Genomic DNA, 21680 nt, shown 5'->3' on the forward strand with positions numbered 1-21680 from the left:
CGTCTCACCAGATGGTGACGCGCTGGTCGGCGTCCAGCCAGAGAGCGTCGCCCTCGGTGACCTCGAACGCCTCGTAGAACGCGTCGATGTTACGCACGATCTGGTTGCAGCGGAACTCGTTCGGCGAGTGCGGATCGATCGTGAGAAGGCGGATGGTCTCGGCGTCCCGACCCTTCTGCTGCCAGATCTGCGCCCAGCTCAGCAGCAGACGCTGGATGCCGGTGAACCCGTCGACGACGGGACCCTCGCCCTCCGCCTCACCCTGCTCCTCGAGGAACAGACGGTACGCGGCGATCGCGATGCCGAGCCCGCCCAGGTCGCCGATGTTCTCGCCGATGGTGAGGGCGCCGTTGACGTGGTGCTCCTCGCTCAGTCCCTGCGGCACGAGCGCCTCGTACTGGGCGATGAGGGCCTTCGTCCGCTCCTCGAACGCCGCGCGGTCGGCATCCGTCCACCAGTCCCGCAGCGATCCGTCGCCGTCGAAGCGGCTGCCCTGGTCGTCGAAGCCGTGACCGATCTCGTGACCGATGACCGCGCCGATGCCGCCGTAGTTCGCCGCCGCATCGCGCTCGGCGTCGAAGAACGGGTACTGCAGGATCGCCGCGGGGAACACGATCTCGTTCATGAGCGGGTTGTAGTACGCGTTGACCGTCTGCGGGGTCATGTACCACTCGTCGCGGTCGATCGGCTGGCCCACCTTGGCGAGCTGACGGTCGTGCTCCCACACGTGGGCGCGCCGCACGTTGCCGACCAGGTCGTCGGCGTCGATCTCGAGGTCGGAGTAGTCCTTCCAGCGAACCGGGTAGCCGATCTTGGGCGTGAAGGCGTCGAGCTTGGCCAGCGCCCGCTCGCGCGTCTCCTCGGTCATCCACTCGAGCGTGCGGATCGATCGGCGGTACGCCTCGATGAGGTGGGCGACGAGGCCGTCCATCGCCTCCTTCGCGGCGGGCGGGAAGTGCCGCTCGACGTAGACCTTGCCGATCGCCTCGCCCAGCGCCGCCTCGACGAGGCTCACGCCGCGCTTCCAGCGTTCGCGGTTCACGGGCACGCCCGTGAGCTGCGTGCCGTAGAACGCGAAGTTCTCGGCCACGAACTCGTCGGACAGGAACGCCGCGGCCGCGTGCACGATCTTGAAGCGCAGCCACGCCTTCCAGTCGTCGAGACGCTCGGCCACGAGCAGACCGCCGAGCGATTCGATGAAGCTCGGCTGGTACACGACGACCTCGGTGAGCGCGTCCTCGTGACCCGGGTCGACCCCCGCACGCCACGGCTCGAGGTCGACTCCGGCGAGGGCGAGCGTGTCGTCCCACGTCTTGAGGTTGTACGTCTTGACCGCGTCGCGGCTGTCTTCGCGCGACCAGTGATGCGCGGCCAGGTCGGCCTCGAGCGCGAACACGCGATCGGCGGATGCCGCGGCCTCGGCGACCCCGGCGAGCTCGAGCACGCGGGCGATGTGCGCCCGGTAGGCGGTGCGGGTCTCGTCGAAGTTGTCGAGCCGGTAATAGCTCTCGTCCGGCAGCGAGATGCCGCCCTGGTAGACCACCGGCACGTAGCGGGTGGGGTCGCCCGGATCGGGCTCGACGAACAGCGTCAGCAGGCCGCTGATGCCGTCGCGCTCGAGTTCGCCGATGAGCCGGAGCAGGGAGGGGATGTCGGTGACGGTGTCGACGGCCGCGAGCTGCGGGGCCAGCGGCTCGCCGCCGAGCGTGGTGATGCGCTCGGTGTCCATGAAGCTCGCGAAGAGGTCGCCGATCTTGCGGGCTTCGCTGCCCGGCTCGGCTTCCTGCGACTCCTGGACGATGGTGCGCACGTCCGCCTCGGCCTGCTCGGCGATGAGGTGGAACGAGCCCCAACGGGCCTTGTCGTCGGGGATCTCGGTGCGCTCCAGCCAGCGGCCGTTCACGTAGCGGAACAGGTCGTCCTGCGGGCGGATCTCGTCGCTGAGCTCGTCGAGCGCGAGACCGGAGCGGGGGGTGTCGGTCATGGAGACAGGATAAGTGCCCCGCATCCGTGCGGGCTCGGAATGCGGGGCGCGCCACGCGTGGACGCGGAACGCAAGCCGTCGCCGTTCCGCGCATCGACCCGAGCGCCCCCGCGCCGGGCGGGCCCGCCCCGTCCCCCTCGCATCGCGCAACCTCCGCGATCGGCGCGACCTCAGCGCCCCCCCCGGATCGGACGGAGCTTGCGCAGATCACTGACCCTGCGCCGCGCCCGGCTCGCGCCGCACGCGCGCAGGGCGCCGCGCGCCGAGCGACGTCGGAGGCCCGGCCTAGGCTCGGACCGTGACGACACCGCCGCCCGCGACGCTGAACCGCTCGATCCTGCGGCTCGCGGTGCCCGCGCTCGGCGCGTTGATCGCCGAGCCGCTCTTCTTGATCGTGGATGCCGCGATGGTGGGGCACCTCGGTGTCGCTCCCCTGGCGGGTCTCGGCATCGCGAGCGCCGTGCTGCAGACGATCGTCGGGCTCATGGTGTTCCTCGCCTATTCGACGACGCCCGCGGTCGCGCGGCGGTTCGGGGCGGGCGAGACGGGACGCGCGGTGTCCGTGGGCATCGACGGGATGTGGCTGGCTCTCGCGCTGGGCGGGGTGCTCGCCGCGGTCGGGTCGATCGTCACCCCGTCGGTCGTCGACGTCTTCGGCGCCGCCCCCGACGTGGCCGAGAACGCCCGCGTCTACCTCTCGATCTCGATGTGGGGCCTTCCGGCCATGCTCGTGGTGTTCGCGGCCACCGGGCTGCTGCGCGGGCTGCAAAACACGGTCACCCCGCTCTGGATCGCCGGGGTCGGCTTCGGGGCGAACGCCGCCCTCAACGCGGTGTTCATCTACGGCTTCGGATGGGGCATCGCGGGGTCAGCGATCGGCACGGTCGCCGCGCAGTGGGGCATGGTGGGCGCGTACGTCCTCGTCGTGCGCGCGCTCGCGCGTCGGCACGACGCATCCGTCCGGCCGCAGCGCGAGGGATGGGGCGGGACCGCGCGATCCGGGGGGTGGCTGTTCCTGCGGACCCTCAGCCTGCGGGTGGCCTTCCTCGCCACCGTCGCGGTCGCCACCGGACTGGGGTCCGACGAACTGGCCGGGTGGCAGATCGCCTTCACCATCTTCTCGACGGCCGCCTTCGCCCTCGACGCGCTCGCGATCGCCGCGCAGGCCCTCATCGGCCACGCGCTGGGCGCCGACGAGACCGAGACGGTGCAGAGGGTCCTTCGACGCACGAGCGCCTGGGGCATCTGGTTCGGCGTCGGCGTGGGCGCCGTGCTCGCCGCGGCCTCGGGCGTGATCGGGCTCCTCTTCACCGGCGACGCCGAGATCGCCGCCCTCGTCCAACCCGCTCTGATCGTGCTGGCCGTGGCGCAGCCGCTCGCCGGCTTCGTCTTCGTGCTCGACGGCGTGCTGATCGGCGCGGGAGACGCCCGGTATCTGGCGCTCGCGGGCCTGCTCAACCTCGTCCCCTACGCGCCGGCTCTCGTCCTCGTCGCCCTGTTCGCCGGCGGGGGCCCCGCGGGACTCGCGTGGCTCGCCGCCGCGTTCTTCGGCGTCTACATGATCGCTCGCGCGCTCACCCTCGGCCTCCGCGTGCGCGGTCGGGCGTGGATGACCGCGGGCGGCTGACCCGCCACCGCGGGCGCCCCTTCCGAGCCGGGTGCCACCGGCCACGACGATGCGCCCTCCGCGGGCGTCAGTCGTCGACGATCGCGGCGACCGCCTCGAGCTCGACGAGCTGATCGTCGTAGCCCAGCACGGTGACCCCCATCAGCGTGCTCGGCACATCGTGCGACCCGAACGCGTCGCGCACGACCTCCCACGCCGCCACGAGATCGTCCTGCCGAGCGGATGCCACGAGTACACGCGTGCTGATCACGTCGGTGAGCTGCGCCCCGGCGTCGGCGAGCGCGGTCTCGAGGTTCTCGACGCACCGGGCCGCCTGCGCGCGGACGTCGCCGACCCCGACCGTCGTGCCATCCGCGGCCAGGGGGCAGGAGCCGGCCAGGAAGATGAGACGAGCCTCGGCGGGAGCGGTCGCCGCGTAGGCGTATTCGGCGACGCCCGACAGCGACGCCGAACGGATGAGGGTGACGGCCTTCGGCATCCCCCCACCCTCGCACGCCGCTAGGCCCAGCGGCGGCACCACTCGTACATGATGACCGCGGCGGCGGAGGCCGCGTTGATCGACCGGGTCGAGCCGTACTGCGTGATCTCGACGACACCCGTCGCCGCTTCGATCGCCTCGGGCGAGAGCCCCGGCCCCTCCTGACCGAACAGCAGCACGCACGCCTCCGGCAGGTCGGCCCGATCGATCGGGACCGAACCGTCGACGTTGTCGACCGCGATCACCGGCAGGCCCGCCTCGCGCGCCCACGTGACGAACGCCGCGACGTCCTCGTGATGGCGCACGTGCTGGTACCGGTCGGTCACCATGGCGCCGCGGCGGTTCCATCGGCGCCTGCCGATGATGTGCACCTCGGCCGCGAGGAACGCGTTGGCGCTGCGCACGATGGTGCCGATGTTGAGGTCGTGCTGCCAGTTCTCGATCGCGACGTGGAACGGATGCCGTTTGGCGTCCAGGTCCGCGACGATGGCGTCCATGCTCCAGTAGCGGTAGCCGTCGACGACGTTGCGGCGATCGCCGTCGGCGAGCAGCCCGGGGTCGTAGCGCGGGTCGTCGGGCCACTCGTCGGGGCCGCCGGGCCACGGCCCGACCCCGTGCGTCGGAGTCTGTTCGCCCGGGGCGGGTGACTCCGTGTCGTGCGTCGAGGTCGGCGCGTCCCGGGTCGGGACCCGCGGGTCGCGCGCCGGAGACGGCGCGTCCCCCTCCGGAAACCGGGGGTCGAGCGCCGGCGTCGGGTCGTCGGCATCCGTCACCGATCCAGGCTATCCGCGGTCGACGCCCCGCACGATTCGGCGGCCGAGAGCACACGAACGGTACGAGAGCACGCGCCGGCGCTGACGGTCGAACCGGTGATCCCGCGCCGGTCGCGTGCTCCGGGGACGCGTCGAGGACTTTTCGGGCACCCGAAAAGTCAGTAAGGTTTCGGCATGCCGAAAACAGAGGATGCCGTGGTCCGCCGCCACGCTCCGGGGCGCGCCCTCTGGCTGCTCGGCCCGGCGATGGTCGCGGGAGTGGCCTACCTCGACCCCGGCAACGTCGCCAGCAACATGACCGCGGGCGCCGCCTTCGGCTACCTGCTCGTGTGGGTGGTGGTGCTCGGAAACGTCATGGCGTGGCTGATCCAGTACCTCTCCGCCAAGCTCGGCATCGTCACCGGCGAGAGCCTCCCGCAGATCCTCGGCCGCCGGATGCACCGCCCCTGGGGGCGGCGACTGTACTGGCTGCAGGCCGAGGCGGTGGCGATGGCCACCGACGTCGCCGAGGTCATCGGCGGGGCCGTGGCGCTGCACCTGCTGTTCGACATCCCCCTGGTGTGGGGAGGAGCGATCACCGGCGTGGTGTCGATGGGTCTGCTGCTCGTCCAGACGCGCCGCGGGGCGCGCGCCTTCGAGACCGTGCTCATCGGGATGCTCGTCATCATCGCCGTCGGCTTCTCGTTCGGCCTGCTGATCGCGCCTCCCGATGCGGCGGGGGTCGCCGCCGGTCTCGTGCCGCGCTTCGAGGGCACGAACTCGGTACTGCTGGCCGCCTCCATCCTCGGCGCCACGATCATGCCGCACGCCATCTACGCGCACTCGGCACTCGCCCGCGACCGCTTCGCCCCGGATGCCGCGACCTTCGCGCAGGTCGGCCACACGGCATCCGCGCGCTCGGCGGGAGCCGGCGCCGACGGCCCCCCGGCGACGGGGACGTCGGCCTCGCGCGCGGCGCTGGAGCACGCACGCGGCATCTCGACCCCGAGGCTGCTCCGGGCCACCCGGTGGGACGTCACGATCGCCCTCGCCGTCGCCGGCACGGTCAACCTCGCCATCCTGCTCCTGGCCGCCGCCAACCTGGCGGGCGTCGACGGCACCGACAGCCTCGAGGGCGCCTACGCGGCGCTCCGCGACGGGCTCGGCCCCCTGGTCGCGACGCTGTTCGCCGTCGGGCTGCTCGCGAGCGGCCTCGCCTCGACCTCGGTCGGCGCCTACGCCGGCGCCGAGATCATGCACGGACTGCTGCGGGCGCGCATCCCACTCGTCGTCCGGCGTCTCGTCACCCTCGTCCCCGCGCTGGCGATCCTCGCACTCGGCGTCGATCCCACCCTCGCCCTCGTGCTCAGCCAGGTGGTGCTGTCGTTCGGCATCCCGTTCGCCCTGGTGCCGCTGGTCGCCCTGACCGCGCGCTCCGACGTCCTGGGCCGGTACCGCAATCGCCGCGCGACCACGGTCGCCGGGGTGCTGGCATCCGGGTTCCTCATCACGCTCAACGTCGTCCTCCTGTGGCTCGTCTTCACCGGCGGATAGGCTGACGGCGTGGAATCGCCCGTGGCAGACGACTATCTCAAGGCGATCTACCACCACACCGAGTGGCAGGACTCCCCGATCACGCCCTCGCAGCTCGCCGGTGTGCTGAGCCTCGCCCCCTCGAGCGTCACCGAGATGGTGAAGAAGCTCGCCGCCCAGGGACTGGTCACCCACCGCCCGTACGGACCCGTGTCGCTCACCGCGGCCGGGCAGCGCCGCGCCGCCGGCGTGATCCGCCGCCACCGCCTCATCGAGACGTGGCTCGTGCGCGAGTTCGCCTACGCGTGGGATGAGGTGCACGACGAGGCCGAGGTGCTCGAGCACGCTCTCAGCGACCGGCTGCTCGAGGGCATCGACGAGCGCCTGGGGCGCCCCCGCTTCGACCCGCACGGAGACGCGATCCCGGATGCCGAGGGCGCGGTGCACCGCGAGCCCTTCATCCTGCTGGCGGAGGCGCCGGTGGGCCACGCGGGCCGGGTGCTGAGGGTGAGCGACCGGGATCCCGAGTTGCTGCGTGCGCTCGTCGATCGCGGGATCGACGTCGGTCACGAGCTCGAGGTCGTCTCCGAGGGCGTGGTGCGCGCGGACGGCGTGGAGATGTCGCTGCCGGCCGGAGCCGACGGGTCGGTCTGGCTCACTCGCTGACACCGCCGGTGGGGGAAGGCGCGGCCGCCGTCGGGGTGGTCCGGCTCACCTGCTGACGCGACCTGCCGCGGGCACTGACGCCGCGTCACCGCGGAACCATCGCCGGGCCCGCGCGGGCACCCACATACTGGCGATGACGGCCAGCGCGGCGACGAGGGCGACGACGAGGATCGGGTCGAGTTCGGTCAACGCCATCGCCGTCGCCTGCAGAGCGACCAGGACGCCGAGGTAGACCGTCAGCAGCGTGCGAGCAAGGGAACTGCCCCGCGAAAGCGCCGACCCACCGGCGATCGTGAGCAGTCCGAGCAGCACGGTCGCCGCGCCCACGAGTGAGACCGGCAGCACGAGATCGGGCGTCACGGCGTAGCGCGCCAACAGGACGACGATCCCCAGAGCGGTGTTGAGCAGTCCGCCGACGTAGACGAGCACGATGGCCGCCGTGACCACAGCGGGTCGGCGGCGCACCTCGTCGGCGACCCCGCCCGCACCAGCGGACACGTCGGCCAGGGAGCGTCGCACGAACCGTCGGTGCGCGAACCGCACCGCTTCGATCGCTCCGAGCGCGAGCACGACCACGAGTGTCACCAGGGTCGCACCGTCGTCGCCCGGATCCTGCAGTTGGAAGAACTCCCCCAACGGCGGCACGGTGAAGATCGCGGTGAGCGCGATGAACATCGCGCCGATCACCACCACCTTCACGCGCGTGACCGGACGCGACAGCACCGTGAGCACCCAGATCGCGACGATCGCGAGGATGATCGTCGCGCCCGTGCGCAACGGCGCCGTCCCCAGACCGATCTGCATCGCCACGCGCGTGTAGACGGTGAGGGAGACGGCGATGACGAGACCCGCGGGGATCGCGAAGCTGAGCGAGCGGCGGAGGAACCCCGGCACGTACCGCTGCGCGTTCGGCAGCAGCGCCAGGAAGAACGCCGGGATGCCGATGGTCAGACCATCGGTGATCGACAACTGCCGCGGCAGGAACGGGAACTCCATCACGAGGACGCCGAACAGCACCGCGAGCCCCGTCGCGTAGACGGTCTTGGTCAGGAACAGCATCGAGACGCGCTCGATGTTGGCGATCACCTGGCGCCCCTCCGCGACCACCGACGGCAGGTGCGAGAAGCGCCCGTCGAGGAGCACGAGGCGCGCCACGGCCTTCGTCGCCGCCGCACCGGAGTTCATCGCGATACCGATGTCGGCCGTCTTGATGGCGAGGGCGTCGTTGACGCCGTCGCCGGTCATGGCCACGACGTGCCCGCGCGCCTGCAGCGCGGTGACCATGCGCTTCTTCTGGTCGGGCGTGACACGGCCGAAGACGGTGTGCTGCTCGAGCACGGCGCCCAGCTCGTCGTCGTCGGCGGGCAACCGACGTGCGTCGTACCCCTCGTCGACGTCGAGGCCGACCTCTCGTGCGATGGCCGCCACCGTGCGGGGATTGTCGCCCGAGATGACGCGCACGCCGACGCCCTGATCGCGGAAGTACGCCAGGGCCTCGGCGGCATCCGGACGCACCGCCTCGACGAAGGTCAGCACCGCGACGGCCGCGACACCCGCCGGCAACCGCTCCCCATCGACGTCGGCGTCGGTGAGCGGCGTGCCCGCATGCCCCAGCACGAGGGTGCGTCGACCCGACGAAGCCAGCCGCGTGACCGCGGCGCCCAGTTCGCCGCTCGCATCGGTCGCGGCATCGCCGAACACCATCTCGGGCGCGCCGAGCACCCAGGTGCCGTCGGCGCCGCCGTCGAACGACACCGCACTCCACTTTCGCGCCGATGAGAACGGGATCCGCCGGGCCGCCGTGAGCACCGCACCCCCGGGGAACGGCTCGCGCAGGCACGTCGCCGTCGCGTTCGCGTCGGGGGCGGCCCCGTACCAGGCCAGCACGTCGGTCCAGCCGGTCGCCTCCGACAGGGCGACCGCGTCGTCGAAGCGGATCTCGCCCGCGGTGAGAGTGCCGGTCTTGTCGAGGCAGATCACGTCGACCCGGGCGAGCCCCTCGACCGCGGGCAGTTCGTTGACGAGCACCTTCTGCCCGGCGAGCCGCGCCGCACCGACCGCGAAGGCGATGGAGGTCATGAGCACGAGCCCGAGCGGGATCATGGCGGTGAGGGCGGCGATGGTGTTCACGACCGCCTGCGACCACGTGCCCTGCTGCCAGGCCTGCACCCAGCCGCCGGCCACCATCATCTGCGCGTTCAGGACGAGCAGTCCGATCGGCCCGATCCCCCAACCGACCCATCGCAGGACGCGGTCGATCGAGGTGCGCAGCTCGCTCGAGACGAGCTGGAAGCGCTTCGCCTCCGCGGCGAAGGTGTTCGCATACGACTCGGCGCCCACGCGGGCGACGCGTGCCGCACCTTCGCCGGCCACCACGATCGACCCCGACAGCACCTCGTCGTCGACGCGTTTGTCGACGGCATCCGACTCGCCGGTGAGCATCGACTCGTCGATCTGAAGGCCGCGGGACGCCACCACCACCGCGTCGGCGGCGATCTGATCGCCCGCGCGCAGCACGAGGACGTCGCCGCGCACCACCTCCGGCGGCGCGATCTCGGCCTCCGCGCCGTCGCGCCGGACCCGGGCGCGGGGCGCGTTCAGCAGGGCGAGGCGGTCGAGCGCGGCCTTGGCGCGGAACTCCTGCACGCATCCGATCACGGCGTTCGAGAGCGCAGCGACCCCGAACAGCGCGTCCTGCCAGCGGCCCAACAGCAGCAGCACGACGAAGCACGCCCCGACGATCCCGTTGAAGAGCGTGAAGACGTTGGCGCGCACGATGTTCCACGCGCTCCGGCTGGTGTCGGCCGTGAAGGCGTTGGTCTGCCCCGACGCCACCCGTTCGGCGACGTCGGCCGCGCTCAGTCCGGCGACGCCGAGGTCTGCGCGGTCGTCGCTCGTCGCCTGCTCCATGCGCTCACTGTAGAGCCCCCCCGCCGACACCGCGGGGGCCGGTTCAGGATGCCGCTCGCCGAGCCCTCTCGAACGGCCATCTCACGTGCGTGGCGGTCTCGCAGGCGCGCCACAGCTCGGTGCCCAGGTCTCCTCGCCGCGTGCCCCGGGCGGGAGTCGCCCGCCGCGGCGCGCCGCGCGCGATGAGCGCCGGGCCGTACATCGAGCCGCCCTCGGCGTGGGGATCGACGAGAGCACGCACGAGCGCCCACGCGCCCTGCTCCTTGGACTGGGTGATGGGCGCCTGCAGGTTGTCGACGAATCGCGTGAGACGGCTCGGCTCGTTCACGCCCCGCACCCCGCGCGTACGACCGCTCGTGGAGTAGCCCGGGTGCGCGACGAGGCTCTCGACCGGCACGCCGTGGGCCCGCAGCATCTTGTCGGCCTCGAGGGCGAGGGCGGTCGTCGCGGCCTTCGACTGCACGTAGGCCTTCCAGGGCGTGTAGCCCTCGCGCAGCTCGGGGTCGGTGGGCAGGTGCCGCCAGAGGGAGGTCGACATGCTCCCCACCCAGACCATCCGCCCGCGGGCGGTCGCGAGCGGTTTGAGGAGCTCGCCGGCCAGGGCGAAGTGGCCGAGCACGTTGGTCGCGAACACGAGTTCGTGTCCACCGACGGTCTCGCGCTGCTTCGGCGGATGGACCACGCCGGCGTTCAGCAGCAGCCCGTCGAGGCGCCCGCGCGCCCGCGCCGTCGCCGCGGCGGCACGCACCGACCCCATGTTGCTGGTGTCGAGCAGGAGCGTCTCGATCGCGGCATCCGGGGTCGAACGCTTCACCGCCGCCTTGGCGGCGGAGAGGCTGTGGGGGTTGCGCCCGGTCAGCAGCACGTGGGCACCCGCCGCGGCGAGCTGCTCGCACGCGAAGAACCCGAGACCGCGGGTCGCGCCGGTGACGAGATAGGAGCGTCCAGAGAGATCGGGAAGGTTCTCGGGGTCCCAGTCACGACGCGTCACCCTTCGACCCTAACGAGATCGGGCGCCCACGTCACGGGTCCATTCCGTTCGGGGAATATCGGCATCCCGGAACTTTTTTCAGAATCGACGTGACGAATCGTCCGCGGGCACCGTCTCCCTCGTGAGCACCCCGCTCCGTCGCGACGAACACCCCGCCGCCGACGCCGTCACATCGAGAAGGAGTCAGATCATGGGTCTGGACGACAAGATCAAGAACGCCGCTCAGGACATCGTGGGCAAGGCGAAGGAAGCCATCGGCAACGCGACCGACAACGACAAGCTCGCCGCCGAGGGCAAGGCCGACCAGGTCAAGGCGGATGCCAAGAAGGCCGGCGAGAACGTGAAGGACACCTTCAAGTAAATCGCCGCCACCGCGGGCGGGTCGCGATCCTCATGATCGCGCCCGCCCTCGTGCGTTCTGGAGGGCGCGTACGGGGCCGGGTCTAGGCTGGGCCGCATGCGGACCCGTGGCGACATCGAGTGCTGGCTCACCGACATGGACGGCGTGCTCGTCCATGAGAACACCCCCATCGCGGGCGCCTCGGAACTGCTCGCCCAGTGGCGGTCCGAGGGCACACCGTTCCTCGTGCTCACGAACAATTCCATCTTCACGCCGCGCGATCTGAGTGCCCGGCTGCGCGCATCCGGCCTTGAGGTGCCGGAATCGTCGATCTGGACCTCGGCCCTGGCCACCGCCGACTTCCTCCGGTCGCAGATGCCGGGCGGCTCCGCCTTTGTCATCGGCGAAGCGGGCCTCACCACCGCGCTCCACGAGGCGGGGTTCATCATGACCGAGACGACCCCCGACTACGTCGTGGTCGGGGAGACCCGCAACTACTCCTTCGAGGCCATCACCAAGGCCATCCGCTTCATCCGCGGCGGTGCGCGCTTCATCGCGACCAACCCGGATGCCACCGGCCCCTCGACCGAGGGCGTGCTCCCGGCGACCGGAGCGATCGCGGCCCTCATCACCAAGGCCACCGGCAAGGAGCCCTACATCGTGGGCAAACCGAACCCGATGATGTTCCGCTCGGCGCTCAACCGCATCGGCGCCCACAGTGAGAACACGGGCATGATCGGCGACCGCATGGACACCGACATCGTCGCCGGCATCGAGGCCGGGCTGCACACGGTGCTCGTGATGACCGGCATCAGCGACCAGCGCGAGATCGAGCGCTATCCCTTCCGTCCCGACGAGATCCTCGGCTCGGTGGCAGAGCTCGTGCGCGACGAGCCCCTCGAGACCGAACTGGCCGACGGGGAAGACGGGCTCGAAGCCGGGCTCTGACCCCGCCACCGAGAGGACGACGCATGGACGATCGCACGCTGTGGTTGATCACGGCCTTCTTCATCACCGCCGGCACGCTCGTGGCGTTCATCGTGCAGTGGCGGCGGTCACGGCGCGGGGGCGGACGCCGCGATCCGTTCGACGGGCCGGGAGACGGCGCACCCTGAGCACGGCTGTCGCACCGTTCGACGTGGCGAGGCCAGGGGCGGCATCCACCCCCGGCCGTCACGACAACAGGGCACGTCACCGCGACAGGACGATTCGCGCGGAATCGGCCTGTTCTCGCCGCACCCGCCTGTTCTGGTGACGCGTCGCGCTTACTGCGGCGCCAGCCCCAGGTCGTCGAGATCGATGGATGCCAGCCACTGCAGGCCCTCCGCCTCGATCGCGGCCTGCGCGCCGGTCTTGCGGTCGACGATCACGGCGACGGCGACGACGTCGGCGCCCTCGCGGCGCAGCGCCTCGACGGCCTTGAGCGCCGACTGACCGGTCGTCGAGGTGTCTTCGACCACGACGACGCGCTTGCCCTTCACGTCGGCGCCCTCGATCTGACGACCCCGGCCGTGGTCCTTCGGCTCCTTGCGCACGACGAACGCGTCGAGCGGAGTACCGGCGTGCACGGACTCGTGCATGACGGCGTTGGCGATCGGGTCGGCGCCCAGCGTCAGACCGCCCACGGCGACGACGCCGTCGAGGTCCTTCACGAGGTCGAGCACGAGGCGCCCGATCGCGGGAGCCGCGCGGTGGTCGAGCGTGAGCTTGCGCATGTCGACGTAGTACGTCGCCTTCTTGCCGCTCGAGAGGGTGAAGTCGCCGTGGAACACCGCCTCGGCGTTGATGAGGCCGATGAGGGCCTGGCGGTCGGCTTCGAGCTCGGGCGTAGAGGCGGCGGTCACGGCGTCGAGTCTATTGCTCCGGCCCACCCGGGCCCGCTCGAGCCCGCCTGAGCACAACGGCGGGCCGGCGGCGGAACACGCCGCGGAACCCGCGCCCCGGCCGGCTTGTCGCACCTCCCTCCCGCCGTCGTGCACACCGACGGGCGGCGCCGGGCGCCGCGGAACGCCCAGGGGCGCCGCCGCGGACGGCGATGTCCGCGCCCGAAAGTAGGCTGGATGCCATGCGCCTGGCCACCTGGAACGTCAACTCCATCCGCGCTCGTGTGACCCGCACCGTCGAGTTCTGCGTGCGCGAGCACATCGACGTGCTGGCGATGCAGGAGATCAAGTGCAAGACGGAGCAGTTCCCGTATGCGGCCTTCGAAGAGGCCGGGTACCACGTCGCCGCTCACGGCCTGAACCAGTGGAACGGCGTCGCGATCGCGAGCCGCGAGCCGCTCGACGACGTCGAGATCGGCTTCCCCGGCATGCCCGGATTCGAGAAGGGCAAAGAGGGGCCCGACCTGCCCCAGGAGGCCCGCGCGATCGGGGCGACCGTGAACGGCGTGCGCGTGTGGAGTCTGTACGTGCCCAACGGGCGCGGGCTCGACGACCCCCACTACGTCTACAAGCTCGACTGGCTCGACAAGCTGCGCCAGTACACGGCCGACACTCTCGAGAAGAGCCCCGACCTGCCGCTCGCCCTGACCGGCGACTTCAACATCGCCCCCACCGATGACGACAACGGCGACCCCACCGTCGTGGAGGGCGCGACGACCCACGTGTCCCCTCCCGAGCGCGCCGCCTTCGCCGCCTTCGAGACCGCGGGGCTGACCGACGTCGTGCGCCCGCTCATCCCCACCGGCTACACCTACTGGGACTACAAGCAGTTGCGTTTCCCCCGCAACGAGGGTCTGCGCATCGACTTCATCCTCGGCTCGCAGGCGTTCGCCGATGCCGTCCACGGCGCCGAGATCCACCGTGACGAACGCAAGGGCGAAGTGCCCAGCGACCACGTCCCCGTCGTCGCCGACCTCGACCTGTCGGATGCCGACGACGACGACGATCTGCCGATGATCTTCGGCTGATCGCCGGCGCCGTCCGCGCGCTTCCCCGCGGTTCGGCGCGCCCCGCCACAATTCGTGGTCTTCTCGTCCGCATCGGGCGGTGCGCCGGGCCGCCTGCGGATCGTCGTCGACGCGCACGTTCCTCGCCGCCTCCTCGACGGAGACTCCCGAGAAGAACGCGATCCTGCGAGCACGCGCGCCGACCGCCGCCGCACGATCGCGGCATCCGGAAGATTTTTCCCTCACCCTGTCGATTCCGCTCGGTGCCGTTCGACGCGATAGTAGGGGCAGGCATTCGCTCCCCTCAGATCGCTCGAGAGAGCACCGACGAGAAGAGTCCACGATGAAGTACATGCTGATCATGCGCGGCACCGACGAGGCGTACGCGGCGTACAAGCGGATCCCGTTCGAGCAGGTCATCAACGACATGGGCGCCTACAACGAGGCGATGATGACCGCCGGCGTGCTGGTCGCCGGAGACGGTCTGGCCGAGGACATGAGTCAGAACTTCACCGTGGCCTTCGGCGGCGAGGAGCCCGTCGTCACCGACGGCCCCTACGGCGAGACGCACGAGCTGTTCAACGGCTTCTGGATCATCGAGGTGTCGTCGAAGGACGAGGCCGTCGAGTGGGCGCGGCGAGCGCCGCTCATCGCGGGCAACACGCTCGAGGTGCGTCGCGTGACCGACGAGACGGACTTCGCCGCGGTCGCCGACAACGCCTACATCCAGAAGGAGGAGGGCTGGCGCGAGGAGCAGTCCTCCCGGTGAGCCCCGACCCCGTCGCCGACGTCGCGCGGCGCGTCGCGGCGATCTGGCGCATCGAAGGCGCCCGCATCGTCGCGACGCTCGCGCGCGTGGTGGGAGACCTCCCGACCGCGGAGGATCTGGCTCAGGATGCCGTCGCCGAGGCGCTCGCGCGCTGGCCTCGCGACGGCGTTCCGGCCAACCCCGGCGCCTGGCTGACCGCGGTCGCGAAGCGACGGGCGATCGACGACTGGCGGCGGGCGCGGAACCTCAGCGAGAAGTACCGGCTGATCGGCGCGGAGACGGACGAGATGACGGATGCCGAATGGCATCCGATCGACGACGATGTGCTGCGTCTGGTGTTCGCGGCGTGTCATCCCGTGCTCGCTCCGGAGGCGCAGGTGGCGTTGACGTTGAAGGTCGTCGGCGGCCTCGGCTCAGAAGCGATCGCCCGGCTGTTCCTCATTCCGATACCGACGATGCAGCAGCGGATCGTCCGCGCGAAGAAGACGCTCAGCGCCGCGCGAGTGCCGTTCGAGGTGCCGGATCCGGCGGAGTGGCCGACCAGGCTCCGCGCCGTCCTGAGCGTGATCTACCTCGTCTTCACCGAGGGCTACGCCGCCACCTCCGGCGACGCGGTCCTGCGGACAGAGCTCGCGCACGAGGCGATCCGTCTCGGGCGCGTCCTGGCGCGGCTGCTCCCCCACGAGCCCGAGGTGCTGGGGCTCGGCGCCCTCATGGAGCTGCAGGCGTCGCGCTTCGCGGCCCGCGTGGATGCGAACGGGGATGCCGTGCTCCTCGCCGATCAGGACCGGCGGCGCTGGGATCGCTCGGCGATCGCCCGCGGGTCCGCGCTGCTGGCCCGCGCCGATGCGATCGGGCGCGGGCGCGGGCCGTACCAGCTGCAGGCCGCGATCGCGCTCTGTCACGCGGAGGCGGCGAGCGTCGACGCGACGGAGTGGGATCGCATCGCCCTGCTGTACGAGGTGCTCGGCCGGGTGGCCCCGAGTCCCGTCGTCGAACTCAATCGCGCCGTGGCGGTGTCGATGGCATCCGGGCCTCTCGAAGGACTCGCGATCGCCGACGGTCTCGCCGCCGCCGGCGCGCTGAAGGGGTCGCACTTGATCCCGTCGGTGCGCGGCGAGCTGTTGGCACGGCTGGGACGCACGCGCGAAGCGCACGACGAGCTCCTGAACGCGGCGGACCTCGCCCGCAACGAGCGCGAGGCAGCGCTGCTCCGGCGGAAGGCCGAAGCGCTGGCGCCCTGACTCGTGGCCTGCCGCTCCCGGTCCCTTCGACAGGCTCAGGGACCTCGACGACCACACAGGTGGCTGAGCCTGTCGAAGCCACCGAGACGTGCGGCGGGGCCGGGGGAAACCCGACCCCGCCGTCACTGCGCGTCAGGCCGCGGGGACCTCGGCGGGCGCCGTGCGCGAGATGAGCGTCACGAGCGCCTCGATGATGGAGCGCAGGAACTCCGCCGTGCCCTCGTTCGTGACGGTGCCGTCCTCCTCGAACAGGCCGGGGGTCGACTGGATGTAGCCCTCGGGCTGGCCCAGGACGAGAGCGTTGTAGTGCAGGAGCACCGAGCGCAGGTGCTGCTGGCCAGCCGCGGTGGCGATGCCGCTCTGCGACGTGCCGATGACGGCGGTGGGCTTGTCGTTGAACGACGCCTCGCCGTAGGGGCGGGCGGACCAGTCCAGGGCGTTCTTGAGAACGCCGGGGATGGAGCGGCTGTACTCGGGGGTCACGATGAAGACGCCGTCGGCATCCTGGATCGCGTTCTTGAAGTCCGTCGCGACCTCGGGGAAGTTCCCGTCGTAGTCGGGAGAGTAGAACGGGAGGTCCTTGATCGGGATCTCTTTCAGCGTCACGCCCTCGGGCGCCACCTTCTCGAGCGCCTTGGCCAGGCGGCGGTTGATGGAGGTGCTGGAGATGCTGCCGACGATGTAGCCGATCGTGTAGTCGGTCACGATGATCCTCTCTGTGCTGACGGGGGCGCAGTGACTGTGCCCAGGTGCATTCACGTGCAAGCGTCACCCGCCAACCTGTATTCCGCCCCCGCTTGACTCCGCCCTGCGGGGGATGCAGGTGTGGGGGGTCCCCCTTAGCGTGGAGGGATGGCACGACTCACCCGTTCCCAGCGGCGCAACGATCTCGTGCTCGCGGCGGCCCTCCTGCTGGGCGGCCTCATGAGCGCCGTGCTGTCGTCGATCTCCGGCCTGTACGGCGACAAGCAGGGCTCACTCGCCATAGCCCTCGGTTACGTCGCCTTCCTCGCTGTGCCGATCGCGTTTCGTCGACGCTGGCCGTCGGTCGCGGCGGTGCTGGTGTCGCTCGCGTACTTCATGGCCGTGACGTTCCGCATCCCCGAGGTGTACGCGGGGAACATCGCGATGTTCATCGCGCTTTACACGGTCGGCGCGTGGGAGACGAACCGACGCCGAGCCACGATCGTGCGCGTCGCGATCGTCATCGGCATGTTCGCCTGGCTCTTCATCGTGATGTTCCAGGAGGCCACGCAGCCGATCGATCCGAGCGTCGAGGGGCCCTTCTCGCGCGCCGGCGCGTTCTCGCCGTTCGTGGCCTATCAGCTGCTGAGCCTCGCGCTGAACGCGCTGTATTTCGGCGGCGCCTACTACTTCGGCAACCGCTCGTATCAGCAGATGCGCGAGCGCGCCGAACTCGAACAGCGAACCGCCGAGCTGGAATCGGAGCGCGAGGTGACCGCGGCCCAAGCGGTGGCACTCGACCGCGTGCGCATCGCCCGCGAGCTGCACGACGTCGTCGCCCACCACGTGTCGCTCATGGGTGTGCAGGCCGGAGTCGCCCGCGCCGTTCTGGCGAAGGACTCCGAGAAGGCGCGCGAGGTGCTCGCGGGCATCGAGGACTCGGCCCGGACGTCGCTCCACGAGCTGCGCCAGCTGCTCGAGACCCTGCGGGCGCCCGGGAACGACAGCGATCCCGACACCGCTCCGACCACGCACGGCTTGACCACGATCGCCGCTCTCGTCGACGAGGCTTCCGCCGCGGGACTCCCCGCCACCTTCACCGTCATCGGGGAACCGATGCAGGACCCGCCTCCTCTCGTGCAGGTGAACCTGTACCGCATCGCCCAGGAGGCGCTCACGAACGCGCGTCGCCACGCCGGCCCCCACGCCACCGCCGATGTGCGCCTCCGGTTCGACCCGGATGCCATCGAACTCGAGGTCGCGAACACCGGACGCTCCGGCTCCACGACACCGGGGCTCGGACAACTCGGCATGCGCGAGCGCGCGGCGGTGTCGGGCGGCACCATCGAGATCGGCCCACGCTCGCGAGGCGGGTACCTCGTGCGCGTCCGCGTGCCCGCGGCCGAGAGCGAGGTCGCCCATGTCTGAGGTGCGGGTGCTGCTGGTCGACGATCACGCGATGATGCGTGCGGGGTTCCGCACGATCCTCTCGCTCGAAGACGACCTCCGCGTCGTCGGCGAGGCCGCCACGGGGCGCGAGGCGATCGCCGCCGCGGCGGAGCTCCGCCCCGACGTGATCTGCATGGACGTGCAGATGCCCGACATGGACGGCCTGGAAGCGACGCGACTGCTGACGGCGGACCCCGACTCGGATGCCGCGATCCTCATCGTCACGACCTTCGACCGCGACGACTACCTGTTCGCCGCCCTGTCCGCCGGGGCGAGCGGGTTCCTGCTGAAGAACGCGGGGCCGGAGGAGCTCGTCTCCGCGGTGCGCATCGTCGGAGCCGGAGACGCCCTGCTCGCGCCGGAGGTCACCCGCCGGGTGATCGCGCGGTTCGCCCCGGGAGGGTCGCCGGAGCCCGCGGCATCCGTTCCTCCCCCGCTCGCTCTCGTGGAGCCGCTCACCGAGCGGGAGGCGGAGGTGTTGACGCTCGTCGCCGAGGCTCTGAGCAACGCCGAGATCGCCGCGCGGCTGTTCATCGGCGAGGCGACGGTGAAGACGCACGTGTCGAACGTGCTGCAGAAGCTCGGCGCGCGCGACCGCGTGCAGGCCGTGGTGCTCGCGCACCGGCACGGGTTGGCCTGAGGGCGCGGCGAGTTCTGCGGGAGAGCAGGCGAGGACGCACTCGTTCGCCGATGACGCACGCCTTCGCCGCGAAACGGGTGCGGTCTCGACACACGCGTACGCCCTCGCCGGTCCACCCCGCCCTGCGCGACCTCGCACCCGCCCGAGACGACCCGCCCCCTCGCACGCCCGCCCCTCCCCCGTGGGGCGGAGGCGATGACCCCACCCGCGGCGGAGGCGCCACGGCACCCGCCTCCCTAGCGTGGAAGACAACGAGAAGAAGGGATGCACCGTGCTCGAACTGGACGGCATCACCAAGAGCTACGGCGGTCGCCGCGTGCTCGACGACGTGGGCTTCACCGTGGCCGCGGGGCGGCTGACGGGCTTCGTCGGCGGCAACGGCGCTGGCAAGACCACCACCATGCGCATCGCCCTCGGCGTGCTCGGCAAGGACGCCGGTTCGGTGACCCTCACGGGCTCGCCGGTCACCGCCGCCGACCGTCGTCGCTTCGGCTACATGCCGGAGGAGCGGGGGCTCTACCCGAAGATGAAGGTCGCCGAGCAGATCGCCTACCTCGCCCGCCTGCACGGCTTCTCGAAGGCCGACGCCACGAAGAAGGCGACCGTGCTGCTCGAGCGCCTCGGACTCGGCGAGCGCCTCGGCGACCTCGTCGAGACCCTCTCCCTGGGCAATCAGCAGCGCGCGCAGATCGCGGCGTCCCTCGTGCACGAGCCCGAGGTGCTCATCCTCGACGAACCGTTCTCGGGCCTCGACCCCCTCGCGGTCGACGTGGTGGCGGGCGTCCTGCAGGAGAAGGCCGCGGCCGGTGCCGCCGTGCTGTTCTCCTCCCATCAGCTCGACGTCGTCGAGCGCCTGTGCGACGACCTCGTCATCATCGCCGGCGGCACGATCCGCGCCGCCGGGACCCGCGACGAACTGCGCGCGCAGCACGCCACGCATCGCTACGAACTGGTGTCGCGCAGCGACGCCGGGTGGCTGCGCGACGAGCCCGGAGTGACGGTGATCGACTTCGACGGCGGCTACGCCCTCTTCGACACCGCCGACGACACCACCGCGCAGCGCGTGCTCCACGGTGCCGTCTCGCGCGGCGACGTCGCCAGCTTCGCCCCCCAGCGGCCGACCCTGGCCGAGATCTTCAAGGAGGTCATCCAGTGAGCACCACGACCCCCACCCGCCGCGCCCCCGGTGAGGCGCTGAGCATCTGGCTCGTCGCCGAGCGCGAGATCGGCTCCAAGCTGCGGAGCAAGCCCTTCGTCATCTCGACCGCGGTGCTCGTCCTCGCCGCCCTCGCCTCCGTGCTGTGGGGCGGGTTCACGGCCGGCAACGCCGCGTCCAGCGGCATCCCGGTCGCCGTCACGTCGCAGACGCAGAGCGCCGTCTCGGACCTCGACGGCCTGGAGGTGACGGTCGCCGACAGCGATGACGCCGCTCGCGCGCTCGTCGCCGACGGCACGGTGGATGCCGCCCTGGTCTCGGGATCGTCGGAGGCGTCGTTCGACTTCACCGTCGTGGTCAAGGACAGCGTGCCCTCGACGCTGCTGCAGATGCTGAGCGAGACCCCGCCTGTCGACCGCATCGAGCCCGGGTCGAACGCGGCCGACATCCTGCGGTACTTCATCGCGCTCGCCTTCGGCATCGTGTTCCTCATCGCCGCGACGACCTTCGGCGGCACGATCGCGCAGAGCGTCGTCGAGGAGAAGCAGACGCGCGTCGTCGAGATCCTGATCTCGGCCATCCCCGTGCGGGCCCTGCTGGCGGGCAAGGTGCTGGGCAACACGATCCTCGCGATGGCGCAGATCGTGCTGCTCGCAGCGGTCGCGGTCATCGGGCTCGCGGTGACCGATCAGGCGGGGGTGCTCGACGCCCTCGGCGCGCCCATCGCGTGGTTCGCGATCTTCTTCCTCTTCGGCTTCGTGCTGCTGGCGGCGCTGTTCGCCGCGGCCGCGGCGATGGTGTCGCGGCAGGAGGACATCGGGGCCACCACGACGCCGATCACGATGCTGATCATGGCGCCGTACTTCCTGGTGATCTTCTTCAACGACAACCCCGTCGTGCTCACCGTGATGTCGTACGTGCCGTTCTCCGCCCCCGTGGGCATGCCGCTGCGCATGTACCTCGGCGACGCCCAGTGGTGGGAGCCCGTGCTGTCGCTGCTGATCCTCCTCGCCTCGTGCGTCGCGGCCATCGGACTCGCGTCCCGCATCTACCGAAACTCCCTTCTGCGCATGGGGGGCCGCGTCAAGCTCGCGGAGGCGCTGAAGGGCTGACCGGTTCGGGTCCGGTCACGCCGGCGGGATGGATGCCGAGGGCTTCGGCATCCATCCCGCCCGTCGTCATTCCTCGAGGACGGCGAGGACGTTGCCCGCCGGGTCGCGGAACCACGCGATGAGCGGACCGCCCTCGTGCATGATCCCGCGCGAGTCGGTGGGGATGTCGGCGTCGTCGTAGATCTTGGTCTCGACGCCCCGGGCCCGAAGGTCGTCGACGGCCGCCTCGACGTCGGCTACGGGGAAGTTCAACACGGTGAACGACGCCGGCTCGTGGTGGGGCTTGCCGTAGACGAGGATGCTGCCCTCGGATGCCAGGTGCAGGCGCAGGAAGCCCGATCCCTCGAGCACCTCCACCTGCAGGCCGAGGGTGTCGGCGTAGAAGCGATGAGCGGCGTCGAGGTCATCGACCGCGAAACCGGAGAAGGCGCCATCGGGGCGGAACATGTTGGTTC

21 protein-coding genes are annotated in these 21680 nt (G+C 71.0%); 13 read left to right on the forward strand and 8 right to left on the reverse strand.

What is annotated here, in order from left to right:
* Nucleotides 1–4: 4 nt before the first annotated feature.
* Nucleotides 5–1984, reverse strand: coding sequence for a M13-type metalloendopeptidase (locus AB0230_RS14790; RefSeq protein WP_366376535.1), 1980 nt, complete (start codon nt 1982–1984; stop codon nt 5–7).
* Nucleotides 1985–2282: 298 nt separating this feature from the next.
* Between AB0230_RS14790 and AB0230_RS14795 the strand changes: the two genes are divergently transcribed.
* Nucleotides 2283–3611 (forward strand): MATE family efflux transporter, encoded by a 1329-nt coding sequence (locus AB0230_RS14795; protein WP_366376537.1) that lies wholly within the window; start codon nt 2283–2285, stop codon nt 3609–3611.
* A gap of 67 nt (nt 3612–3678) precedes the next feature.
* Here the strand turns inward: AB0230_RS14795 and AB0230_RS14800 are convergent, their stop codons facing one another.
* Both AB0230_RS14800 and AB0230_RS14805 read right to left on the reverse strand, forming a co-directional pair.
* On the reverse strand, nt 3679–4089 hold the full coding sequence (locus AB0230_RS14800; protein WP_366376539.1) for a Rid family hydrolase: 411 nt from the start codon (nt 4087–4089) through the stop codon (nt 3679–3681).
* 20 nt (nt 4090–4109) lie between these two features.
* Nucleotides 4110–4862, reverse strand: a complete 753-nt coding sequence (locus AB0230_RS14805) for a TrmH family RNA methyltransferase (protein WP_366376541.1) — start codon at nt 4860–4862, stop codon at nt 4110–4112.
* A gap of 174 nt (nt 4863–5036) precedes the next feature.
* Here AB0230_RS14805 and AB0230_RS14810 point away from each other — a divergent pair, with 174 nt between their 5' ends.
* Both AB0230_RS14810 and AB0230_RS14815 read left to right on the forward strand, forming a co-directional pair.
* On the forward strand, nt 5037–6395 hold the full coding sequence (locus AB0230_RS14810) for an Nramp family divalent metal transporter (RefSeq protein ID WP_363388764.1): 1359 nt from the start codon (nt 5037–5039) through the stop codon (nt 6393–6395).
* Between the two features lie 9 nt (nt 6396–6404).
* Nucleotides 6405–7040 (forward strand): metal-dependent transcriptional regulator, encoded by a 636-nt coding sequence (locus tag AB0230_RS14815; protein WP_315994289.1) that lies wholly within the window; start codon nt 6405–6407, stop codon nt 7038–7040.
* Nucleotides 7041–7085: 45 nt separating this feature from the next.
* Here AB0230_RS14815 and AB0230_RS14820 read toward each other — a convergent pair whose 3' ends face one another.
* Complete coding sequence (locus AB0230_RS14820; RefSeq protein WP_366376543.1) at nt 7086–9950, reverse strand: HAD-IC family P-type ATPase; 2865 nt, start codon at nt 9948–9950, stop codon at nt 7086–7088.
* Between the two features lie 43 nt (nt 9951–9993).
* Nucleotides 9994–10941 (reverse strand): SDR family NAD(P)-dependent oxidoreductase, encoded by a 948-nt coding sequence (locus AB0230_RS14825; RefSeq protein WP_366376545.1) that lies wholly within the window; start codon nt 10939–10941, stop codon nt 9994–9996.
* Nucleotides 10942–11131: 190 nt separating this feature from the next.
* Here AB0230_RS14825 and AB0230_RS14830 point away from each other — a divergent pair, with 190 nt between their 5' ends.
* From AB0230_RS14830 to AB0230_RS14840, 3 genes are all read left to right on the forward strand, one after another.
* Nucleotides 11132–11302, forward strand: coding sequence for a CsbD family protein (locus AB0230_RS14830; protein WP_055832729.1), 171 nt, complete (start codon nt 11132–11134; stop codon nt 11300–11302).
* Between the two features lie 96 nt (nt 11303–11398).
* Nucleotides 11399–12229: an HAD-IIA family hydrolase gene (locus tag AB0230_RS14835; RefSeq protein ID WP_315994286.1), complete on the forward strand. Its 831-nt coding sequence runs from the start codon at nt 11399–11401 to the stop codon at nt 12227–12229.
* 23 nt (nt 12230–12252) lie between these two features.
* Entirely contained in the window at nt 12253–12396 is a 144-nt protein-coding gene (locus AB0230_RS14840; protein ID WP_315994285.1) for a hypothetical protein, read from the forward strand.
* Nucleotides 12397–12546: 150 nt separating this feature from the next.
* On the opposite strand, the gene pyrE is transcribed toward AB0230_RS14840, so the two are convergent.
* Complete coding sequence (gene pyrE / locus AB0230_RS14845) at nt 12547–13125, reverse strand: orotate phosphoribosyltransferase (protein WP_315994284.1); 579 nt, start codon at nt 13123–13125, stop codon at nt 12547–12549.
* A 221-nt stretch (nt 13126–13346) separates the two neighbouring features.
* On the opposite strand from pyrE, the gene AB0230_RS14850 reads away from it, so the two are divergent.
* The 3 genes from AB0230_RS14850 to AB0230_RS14860 all read left to right on the forward strand — a co-directional run bounded on the left by AB0230_RS14850 (nt 13347) and on the right by AB0230_RS14860 (nt 16184).
* Nucleotides 13347–14192 (forward strand): exodeoxyribonuclease III, encoded by an 846-nt coding sequence (locus AB0230_RS14850; protein ID WP_315994283.1) that lies wholly within the window; start codon nt 13347–13349, stop codon nt 14190–14192.
* Between the two features lie 322 nt (nt 14193–14514).
* Nucleotides 14515–14940: a YciI family protein gene (locus tag AB0230_RS14855; RefSeq protein ID WP_366376548.1), complete on the forward strand. Its 426-nt coding sequence runs from the start codon at nt 14515–14517 to the stop codon at nt 14938–14940.
* On the forward strand, nt 14937–16184 hold the full coding sequence (locus AB0230_RS14860; protein WP_366376550.1) for an RNA polymerase sigma factor: 1248 nt from the start codon (nt 14937–14939) through the stop codon (nt 16182–16184). The genes AB0230_RS14855 and AB0230_RS14860 overlap by 4 nt, the downstream gene beginning before the upstream one ends.
* A 132-nt stretch (nt 16185–16316) precedes the next feature.
* On the opposite strand, the gene AB0230_RS14865 is transcribed toward AB0230_RS14860, so the two are convergent.
* Nucleotides 16317–16889, reverse strand: a complete 573-nt coding sequence (locus AB0230_RS14865) for an NADPH-dependent FMN reductase (RefSeq protein WP_315994280.1) — start codon at nt 16887–16889, stop codon at nt 16317–16319.
* A gap of 147 nt (nt 16890–17036) precedes the next feature.
* On the opposite strand from AB0230_RS14865, the gene AB0230_RS14870 reads away from it, so the two are divergent.
* The 4 genes from AB0230_RS14870 to AB0230_RS14885 all read left to right on the forward strand — a co-directional run bounded on the left by AB0230_RS14870 (nt 17037) and on the right by AB0230_RS14885 (nt 21225).
* Nucleotides 17037–18296 (forward strand): sensor histidine kinase, encoded by a 1260-nt coding sequence (locus AB0230_RS14870; protein ID WP_366376552.1) that lies wholly within the window; start codon nt 17037–17039, stop codon nt 18294–18296.
* On the forward strand, nt 18289–18957 hold the full coding sequence (locus AB0230_RS14875; RefSeq protein ID WP_315994278.1) for a response regulator transcription factor: 669 nt from the start codon (nt 18289–18291) through the stop codon (nt 18955–18957). Before AB0230_RS14870 ends, AB0230_RS14875 begins: the two co-directional genes overlap by 8 nt.
* Nucleotides 18958–19228: 271 nt before the next feature.
* A complete protein-coding gene (locus AB0230_RS14880) occupies nt 19229–20113 on the forward strand; it encodes an ATP-binding cassette domain-containing protein (RefSeq protein ID WP_315994277.1) in 885 nt (294 codons plus the stop codon).
* Nucleotides 20110–21225 carry an ABC transporter permease gene (locus tag AB0230_RS14885; protein ID WP_363388742.1) on the forward strand — a complete coding sequence of 372 codons (1116 nt, stop codon included), beginning with the start codon at nt 20110–20112 and terminating at the stop codon, nt 21223–21225. The genes AB0230_RS14880 and AB0230_RS14885 overlap by 4 nt, the downstream gene beginning before the upstream one ends.
* Before the next feature lie 66 nt (nt 21226–21291).
* Here the strand turns inward: AB0230_RS14885 and AB0230_RS14890 are convergent, their stop codons facing one another.
* Nucleotides 21292–21672 (reverse strand): VOC family protein, encoded by a 381-nt coding sequence (locus AB0230_RS14890; RefSeq protein WP_366376555.1) that lies wholly within the window; start codon nt 21670–21672, stop codon nt 21292–21294.
* Nucleotides 21673–21680 lie beyond the last annotated feature (8 nt).

This window comes from Microbacterium sp. NPDC089190 (assembly GCF_040701795.1).
Taxonomy (GTDB): Bacteria; Actinomycetota; Actinomycetes; order Actinomycetales; family Microbacteriaceae; genus Microbacterium; species Microbacterium galbum.

Excerpts from the sequence above, each read along its gene's own strand:
- AB0230_RS14870 (WP_366376552.1), top strand. The coding sequence starts at position 17,037 with ATGGCACGACTCACCCGTTCCCAGCGGCGCAACGATCTCGTGCTCGCG.
- AB0230_RS14875 (WP_315994278.1), top strand. The coding sequence starts at position 18,289 with ATGTCTGAGGTGCGGGTGCTGCTGGTCGACGATCACGCGATGATGCGT.
- AB0230_RS14840 (WP_315994285.1), top strand. The coding sequence starts at position 12,253 with ATGGACGATCGCACGCTGTGGTTGATCACGGCCTTCTTCATCACCGCC.
- AB0230_RS14830 (WP_055832729.1), top strand. The coding sequence starts at position 11,132 with ATGGGTCTGGACGACAAGATCAAGAACGCCGCTCAGGACATCGTGGGC.
- AB0230_RS14810 (WP_363388764.1), top strand. The coding sequence starts at position 5,037 with ATGCCGAAAACAGAGGATGCCGTGGTCCGCCGCCACGCTCCGGGGCGC.
- AB0230_RS14855 (WP_366376548.1), top strand. The coding sequence starts at position 14,515 with ATGAAGTACATGCTGATCATGCGCGGCACCGACGAGGCGTACGCGGCG.
- AB0230_RS14820 (WP_366376543.1), bottom strand. The coding sequence starts at position 9,950 with ATGGAGCAGGCGACGAGCGACGACCGCGCAGACCTCGGCGTCGCCGGA.
- AB0230_RS14850 (WP_315994283.1), top strand. The coding sequence starts at position 13,347 with ATGCGCCTGGCCACCTGGAACGTCAACTCCATCCGCGCTCGTGTGACC.
- AB0230_RS14835 (WP_315994286.1), top strand. The coding sequence starts at position 11,399 with ATGCGGACCCGTGGCGACATCGAGTGCTGGCTCACCGACATGGACGGC.
- AB0230_RS14890 (WP_366376555.1), bottom strand. The coding sequence starts at position 21,672 with ATGTTCCGCCCCGATGGCGCCTTCTCCGGTTTCGCGGTCGATGACCTC.
- AB0230_RS14790 (WP_366376535.1), bottom strand. The coding sequence starts at position 1,984 with ATGACCGACACCCCCCGCTCCGGTCTCGCGCTCGACGAGCTCAGCGAC.
- AB0230_RS14800 (WP_366376539.1), bottom strand. The coding sequence starts at position 4,089 with ATGCCGAAGGCCGTCACCCTCATCCGTTCGGCGTCGCTGTCGGGCGTC.